Source organism: Amazonocrinis nigriterrae CENA67 (assembly GCF_016056305.1).
In the GTDB taxonomy this organism is placed as follows: domain Bacteria; phylum Cyanobacteriota; class Cyanobacteriia; order Cyanobacteriales; family Nostocaceae; genus Amazonocrinis; species Amazonocrinis nigriterrae.
Genome location: NZ_JAECZC010000084.1, coordinates 8,205 through 15,599, shown reverse-complemented (window position 1 = coordinate 15,599; position 7,395 = coordinate 8,205). Strand labels below are relative to the sequence as shown.

Annotated in this window: 5 protein-coding genes and 1 other RNA gene; 1 reads left to right on the top strand and 5 read right to left on the bottom strand. The window is 43.2% G+C overall.

The window, feature by feature from the left end:
* Positions 1-175: 175 nt before the first annotated feature.
* On the bottom strand, positions 176-922 hold the full coding sequence (locus I8748_RS28460) for a RibD family protein (RefSeq protein WP_198127859.1): 747 nt from the start codon (positions 920-922) through the stop codon (positions 176-178).
* A gap of 290 nt (positions 923-1,212) precedes the next feature.
* Between I8748_RS28460 and I8748_RS28455 the strand changes: the two genes are divergently transcribed.
* On the top strand, positions 1,213-3,243 hold the full coding sequence (locus I8748_RS28455; RefSeq protein ID WP_198127858.1) for an ATP-binding protein: 2,031 nt from the start codon (positions 1,213-1,215) through the stop codon (positions 3,241-3,243).
* A gap of 206 nt (positions 3,244-3,449) precedes the next feature.
* Here the strand turns inward: I8748_RS28455 and I8748_RS28450 are convergent, their stop codons facing one another.
* The 4 genes from I8748_RS28450 to I8748_RS28435 form a co-directional block, all read right to left on the bottom strand.
* On the bottom strand, positions 3,450-4,598 hold the full coding sequence (locus tag I8748_RS28450) for a Gfo/Idh/MocA family protein (RefSeq protein WP_198127857.1): 1,149 nt from the start codon (positions 4,596-4,598) through the stop codon (positions 3,450-3,452).
* A 146-nt stretch (positions 4,599-4,744) separates the two neighbouring features.
* Entirely contained in the window at positions 4,745-5,464 is a 720-nt protein-coding gene (rnc, locus tag I8748_RS28445; RefSeq protein WP_198127856.1) for a ribonuclease III, read from the bottom strand.
* A 646-nt stretch (positions 5,465-6,110) separates the two neighbouring features.
* Positions 6,111-6,541: RNase P RNA component class A (gene rnpB / locus I8748_RS28440), an RNA gene on the bottom strand.
* 49 nt (positions 6,542-6,590) lie between these two features.
* Positions 6,591-7,295, bottom strand: a complete 705-nt coding sequence (locus I8748_RS28435) for a hypothetical protein (protein WP_198127855.1) — start codon at positions 7,293-7,295, stop codon at positions 6,591-6,593.
* Positions 7,296-7,395: the final 100 nt, after the last annotated feature.

Below are 7,395 nucleotides of genomic sequence, written 5' to 3'. Positions count from 1 at the left end.
GATGAGGGGGATGAGGGGGATGAGGGGGATGAGGGGAAAGTTGGATATAACTTCTTTTTCCCATTCCCAATTCCCCATTCCCCTTCGGGTTCGCCAGTCGCTCATGGGGGAAACCCCCAAGACCGCGCTGGCTCACCAATTCCCAATTCCCCATTCCCCATTCCCCATTCCCAATTTAAGGTCGTTGCAGGCGATAGTGCAAAAATACTTCCTGCTCGACAGTTTGAACTTCCAAAAGTTCTAATCTGGGAGCTAGTTGAGATAAAAATCCTTTACCCCCTACTGGTGTGGGTGCTGCTGCACCGCCTAAAATTAGGGGACAGACAGTGAGCCAGATTTCATCTATTAAATCTGATTCCAGCATAGAAGCTACTAATTCGCCACCACCCAAAACTGCTAGGCGTGTTATATGTAGAGATGCCAAGTGTTGCAAAGCAGCTAGAGTATCAATTGTCCCTATTGGTGTTTCAAAAACTAGAATCTGTTCAAATTTTGGAGGATACTCTTGGACTTCATTTTTCATAGTTGTCAGCGGTACGCCTTTTTTTTGGTCTAAGCGCTCTTGCCAAGAAATTGCCCCCGCTTTTGTTGTGAGCAACCAGCGTTTGATTGGTTGTTGAAAAAACTTAATTTCCGGATTGAGGTCAGCAGAGTGTGAAATGACTATATGAACCGGCTGGGCAGGCTTGCCCTTCTGTATTCGATGTTGCAGCAGAATTGGTTGTGATACGGTAAGTGTAGTACCGTAGGCGCGGAGAGTGCCAGCACCGAATAAAACGGCATCAGAGGCAGCGATTTGTTTTTCTAGGTGTGCTTTATCAGCCCCTGAGCCAAACCGAGCAGGCGATCGCTTGTAATCTGCTATCTTGCCATCTGCACTCATTGCCAAAACTACTGTGGTATGAGGACGATATTGCACCATTGGGTTGGTTTGATAGTCTGGATATTTTCCTTGTAGTGTGTCGATATCAAAAATCTATGCCTACAAGCTAACGTTTACCAAGTTCATAACTGTATCTGTATGCAACAAAAGTCACTTTCATCTCTACACTACACGAGTTTTGGTATAGTAAGTTTCTTTTCACGTTATAAATACTTGATATTGTTAGGGGCTAATAACAAAGTTTTTATAACTTCATGATATGTCTCCTTTCTCTGGTCTAATTGCATATCGTTGCTGTTGTGGTTTGCAGATGCGAAGTGAGACAAGCGATGGCTAAGCACCGTCAATCATCCTTTCGTCGTATTTTAGTTACAAGAATTTTGCTTCTATTTTTCCCGGTTTTATTTGTAGGGCAGATTGTCGCTTTGAATAAAACACGCACGAGTCTATTAAAAACTGCGGGTCAAAACCTCACAGAAAGCGCCACTATTAAAGGAGAAAAGATTGTCAATGCGATCGCTACTCTCAAAACTAGCTTACTAGTTGCCAGTCGCACAACGGTTGTTCAGTCAGGTTCGCCTCTGGAAGTACAACAATTTCTCACACAGCTAGCACAACAACTGCCAAACTACATTGAATGCCTGCAATTAACCAATGTGCAAAACGGTGACATCATTGCTAGTACCTGTGGCAATCAAGCAATTACAGAATTGAGCTTATCGATACCAAATAACAGCGTTGATGTCAAGACAATATTACCGCCAAAGGCGGGAGTCACTGGTCAAAGAAATACACACAACCAACTAGAGTTGGTGTTCTCTGCCCCAGTGTACAACCAAACTGGGGAATTAAAGTATACCTTGAATCTTCAGTCGGCACTTTATCAGAAAACTCATTCTCAGCCAGGTTCGCTCACAGGCTCGATGTTAGTCATTGCCGAGGACGGCACGATATTAGCACACCCCTTAAAAGAGCGAATCGGGACTAATATTAAACAGCATCCAAATGCTTCCCAACTACAAAGCATTGTCAAAAATGCGATCGCTGGTCAAAATAATTCGATCAATTTATCCTTTGAAGATGGTCAAGAATTAGTCTGTGGTTATACGACCATTGCCAATCCTGTTACAAACCAGCAGGGGCAAAAATGGGTACTTCTAGCTGTCACCACTGTAGATAATGCTTTGTTTGGTTTAGAGGAAATAAAACTCATCCTCATAGTTTTAACAGTGGGGTTGATTGGTGCAAGTTTATTGGCATCGCTTTGTTTAGCTCCTTACCTTGCACGTCCTGTAGAACAACTACGAGACTACGCTTTAAATATTCACAGCCACCACGCCGCACAACCAGTACCTCACAACTTCCAAATCCGGGAATTCAATCAACTAGCCCAAGCACTAGACCAAATGGTTGAAAGACTCAAAGCTTGGGCAGAAGAACTAGAAATTGCTTGGAAAGAAGCAAAATCAGCCAACCAAATTAAAAGTCAATTTTTAGCCACTACTTCCCACGAGTTGCGAAACCCATTAAATATAATTATTAACTGCGTGCGTCTAGTTCGAGAAGGCATGTGTGATAGTCGGGAAGAAGAAATGGAGTTCCTCAAACGTGCCGATGAAACAGCGATGCACTTGCTAGGAATTATTAATGACCTGCTTGATATTTCCAAAATCGAAGCCGGTAAACTTTCAGTGGTGATGGAATTGATTGACCTACGTCAAATACTGCAAGAGGTCATTAATTTACAATCAGTAAATATTCAACAAAAAGGCTTGCAATTAAAAATTGATTTAGGTAATGAGCCGATTTCCGTGATGGCAGATGCGGCAAAGTTGAGGCAGGTACTGATCAATGTGATTGGTAATGCCACCAAATTCACTGATGAAGGAAATATCACAATTAGTACAAATATTCACCAGAGTGGCGACAAACCTCAAGTAATTATTACTGTCACAGATACAGGTTTAGGTATTGAACCCGCCCAACAGCACAAACTATTTCGCCCCTTTGTGATGGTGAATGATAGCACCAGACGCAAGATAGAGGGTACGGGATTAGGATTGGCCATTTCTAGAAACTTAATTGAACTCATGGGAGGTAGCATTACTCTTGAAAGTCCGGGACTGAATCAAGGAACGACAGTGACAATTACCTTGCCTATAGTTGATGTCTTGCCTTTACCTCCTCCAGAACAGGAGGGGGGTTTAGAAAATCTAGGAGTTTCCTCTGGAGATTCTTACCCGACCCTTCGAGACAACTTTGTTCGAGACGACTCCATCGGGGTTTATGATTTTGAGAAAACAGAGTTAGACGGAGAAAATTCTGAACTACCGCTTGTGGAAAATACTTATAAATGTTAAGTGGGAATTGGGAATTGGTAATTGGTAATTGGGAATTGGTAATTGGTAATTGGGAATTGGTAATTGGTAATTGGTAATTGGGAAAAAGAGAATTGGATTCTACTATTAGTCATCACATCTGGCCCACTACCCATCACCCATTACCCATTACCCATCTACCTCATCCTAGAACTAACCCTGCTTCCCTTGCTCCCTCTGCTCCCCTGCTAGTCCTTTAAAAAAACAGGTTGACCGCCTTGATTAAGAGATGTCGAGAGAGCGGCGAGAATTTGAACTAACTCTGTGCCTACCCAGCCCGATGAAATCTCTGGGGGAGTATTGTGGAGGATAGAAGCGACAAAGCGATCGCAAACTCGCTGCAACGGTTCCCCTGTTGCTAGTTCCAACACCTCTGGTTTTTGATTTACAGGCAGAAAGTGATTCCCCTGAATTTCCAACTCACCATGTAGTAAGGTCAAAGGTGATGAGGGTGACATTTCATCAAAAATCAAGCTGCCAAGGCTACCCACAACCACAAGCCGCCGTTGTTTATCAGGATTGAGCCAGCACAAATGAATATATGCTTGAAAACCATCGGGGTATGTCAGCGTCACCCATACTAAATCAGCTAACCCTGATGGGGAGTGGTTAATTTCCCTACTCCCTAACGCCACATGCTCCACTTGGGGAGCCACTGCGTTGCGGGGGTTCCCCCCGTTGAAGCATGTGGCGTGAGACCCCAAGACCGCAGTGGCTCCTCCCCACTCCCTACTCCCTTCCTTCTGTAACCAAATAGTGCCTGTTGCTTGTACTTTCACAGGTACTTGACCCAGCCAGTTATTAAAGATAGCAATATCGTGAATGGCTAAATCCCAGAGGGCATCAACATCTTGGCGCACAGGCCCTAAATGGGTACGGGTGGCGTAGCCATAGCGTAAGTCGCCTAATTTGCCTGCTTGAACTACAGCTTGTCCTTGCTCAACTGCTGGGTGAAATAAGTAGGTATGGTCAACCATCAGTATTAAATGCTGTTGCTGTGCTAACTGGCAAAGTTCCCGACATTCTACTGGGTCGAGGGTTAAGGGTTTTTCTGCTAAAACGTGGTATCCCTGCTTCAGGGCGTCCTTAATTAAAGCATAGTGGGTTGAAGCTGGAGTTGCGATCGCCACTGCTGTCAATTGTGGCACTTGTTGCAAATCTTGCCACTGTGTTGTCAGTAGTATATTTTCTTCTAAATTAAATTGCTGCTTCACCGCTGCCAATCTTTCTGGATGTGGATCTACCACCGCCACTACACTCACCTGGGGATGTGCTAGAAAATTCCGTAGTAAATGCACTCCCCAGCGCCCAACCCCAATAATCGCGATTTTTATCATTTGTTAATAGTCAATAGTCAATAGTCAATAGTCAGTGGCAAATCATCAATCGTCAATAGTGAGAAGTTAGGAGTTTTATCTCCCTGTACTCCTCTGCTCCCCTGCTCCTAAAGTCACAATCTTTTAATACAACTTAATATGAATTCTCAAGAACTTCCCTGGTTAGAAATTGCTAAATAAGCTACTTTTGCAGCGGCTTGTTCAGCAGCTTTGATTGAGCGTCCCTTGCCTTCACCTAATTTATTACCATGCAGCCAAACTTCAGCGATGAAACGCTCTTGATTGCGATTAGTTTGATTAGCTTCTATGACCCGATATTCAGGTAAAACTTTAAACTGTGCTTGAGTCCATTCTTGCAACGCTGCTTTGTAGTTCAGTCTGGCGGGGTCGAGGCGAATTTCTGTTGTTAGTCGTTGGAAATGTGGGTCAAGCCAAGGGCGAATCAGATCTAAATTATTAGTACTGAGATAAAGCGCACCCAAAACAGCTTCAAAAGCGTCTGCTAGTCTTGACTCTTGCCCAACTTTATCGCTAGTAGCACTACCAGCGACCAGTAAGTATAACTCCAAACCATATTCTCTTGCCAGTTGGGCGAGAATGCGATCGCTCACTAAAACCGAACGAATGGCTGCAAAATCTCCTACTTGACAATCTGGATAATTTTCCCACAACACAACTGCCGCCGCCAGTCTTACCACTGCATCACCGACAAATTCTAGTTGTTCATAATTTGCTGATTCAGAGACAGTAGGATGAGTCAGCGCCAAATCCAGCAGTTGCCATTTGATGGGTGCTTGTGGTGGTAAACCTAACTTTCTGACTAAACTTTCGAGTTGCCGTTGACGGCGTGGATAAACTAGTGTCATCAAGGGAAGTGGTACAGGGGAGCGAGGGAGCAGGGGAGCGGAGGAGCAGGGGACCAGGGGAACTCGGGGCCCCCACGACCGGAGGGAATGGGGATTAGGGGTAACAGGGGAGCAGGGGGAGATAAAACTTCTAACTCCTAACTCTTAACTTTTAAATAAAGCTGATTGATGTTTACATACAATTTTCGCTATTTACAAGCATTTTTGCTTATACAAATTTTAAATGTACAAGTTTTGTACATTTTAACGATATTTTAGGCTTCTAAAACATGTTGAAAATATTACTTATAGTACAAAATCTTGACAACGATACATTAAGCAGTGCGTTGAAAAATTACCTATACCTTTGTGTCTCTTTGTTAGCCATCCATAGATTTATCAACTTTCTAGAACTGCTGTCAGGCTAATGTTGGCTATACCAAGCGATCGCCTTTTCTACTCGACAATTTGTGTTTATCGAACTCACATTAATTTACTAATACCATTTCATGAAATACCTGATACGGATATATGGGTAAGGGCGTACAGCTGTACGCCCCTACAGACGATTCATTTGTTACAAAAATTTTTGAAAATGGTATTACGTACAAAATGCGTACAAAAAACAATGGAGCCAGAAACTCTTGGTTTCTTGACTCCATTAAAGTTCGAGAGCAGGACATAAGCCGGGTTCTGTTCTCTTGCGAGGGCAGTTATCTATCTGGGACGCCTGTTACCATACGCCTCTAGCGGCTCTATTTTAGGAACTGGTAAAAGACCAACCGTAGTTCCTGTTTCGCCTTGCTCCCAACCGGGGTTTACCGAGCCAGCGCCTCTCGACGCTGCTGGTGCGCTCTTACCACACCTTTGCACCCTTACCAGGGATCGGGGATTGGGGATTAGGGATCGGGGATTGGGAAATTTCTTCCCCAGTCCCCAGTACCCAGTCCCTATTCCCTATTCCTGGCGGTATCTTTCTGTGGCACTATCCTCACGATCGCTCGCACTGGACGTTATCCAGCAAGTTTGGTCTTTCGGGAGCCCGGACTTTCCTCAAACCAGTTATATGACTGATCTGCAACCGCCTGCGCCTACTCTCTCCCTAATTCCAGTGTAATCTTCGATGACATTATGTGTATGGTACGGATTACTTCTTTTTATTCCAGGGTAGGGCGTAAGTCCAGGGTAATTTTTTGACAGTGAAGGGACAATTGATAATGCACACAGGAGGTACGTTAGCACCTGGCGTTAAACCGACACGTAATTCAGATAACCGCATCACGAGTTGTAGTGAAAATGTCAACTCTGCTCTTTGGTTCATAAAGTCGTTGTACAACTTTTTTTGCGACTTTTGCAGGGCGGTGATATTAATTAACGGGGAACTTGGTTTATAAATTTTATCCTCTAGTTTAAAAACATTTTCGGCTGTCACTGTCTCTGAGAGTGTTTTCTTCGGGGCAATCACACTGAAAATCTGTGGTACACCTAAGTCGCGGGTTACGTCTGGTGATTTCCGAATTACTCGGTATGATTGTTTACTATAATCAACGATTAAAGCGCTATTATCCCAGTCAACATATATCGCTATATTGTCTGATTTATTTTCAATGCTAACGGACAATTCTTTTAATTCCTTGTCCGGGTTTCCTAGTGAATGTGAGTTATCGAATTTAAAGGAAACACCAATTTGGTCTTGAAGATTTTGTTCTTTGAGTTGGTCATCGACACTACCTTTTTTAAACTCAAATTTTATTCGATCATCAATGGATTCGACCATCCGATTGAAGACAAAGGAAACACCAATAATATAAAGTGTTAAAACAACTAAATTTTGATCACTACTCCCTCTCATAATTTAAAATATTAACTCCATGTAATAATTTTGTATATTTGACTCATGCTCATCTTAAAACATTAATCACGCTTAATTGTAGAAGAATTTTGCAGCCAGC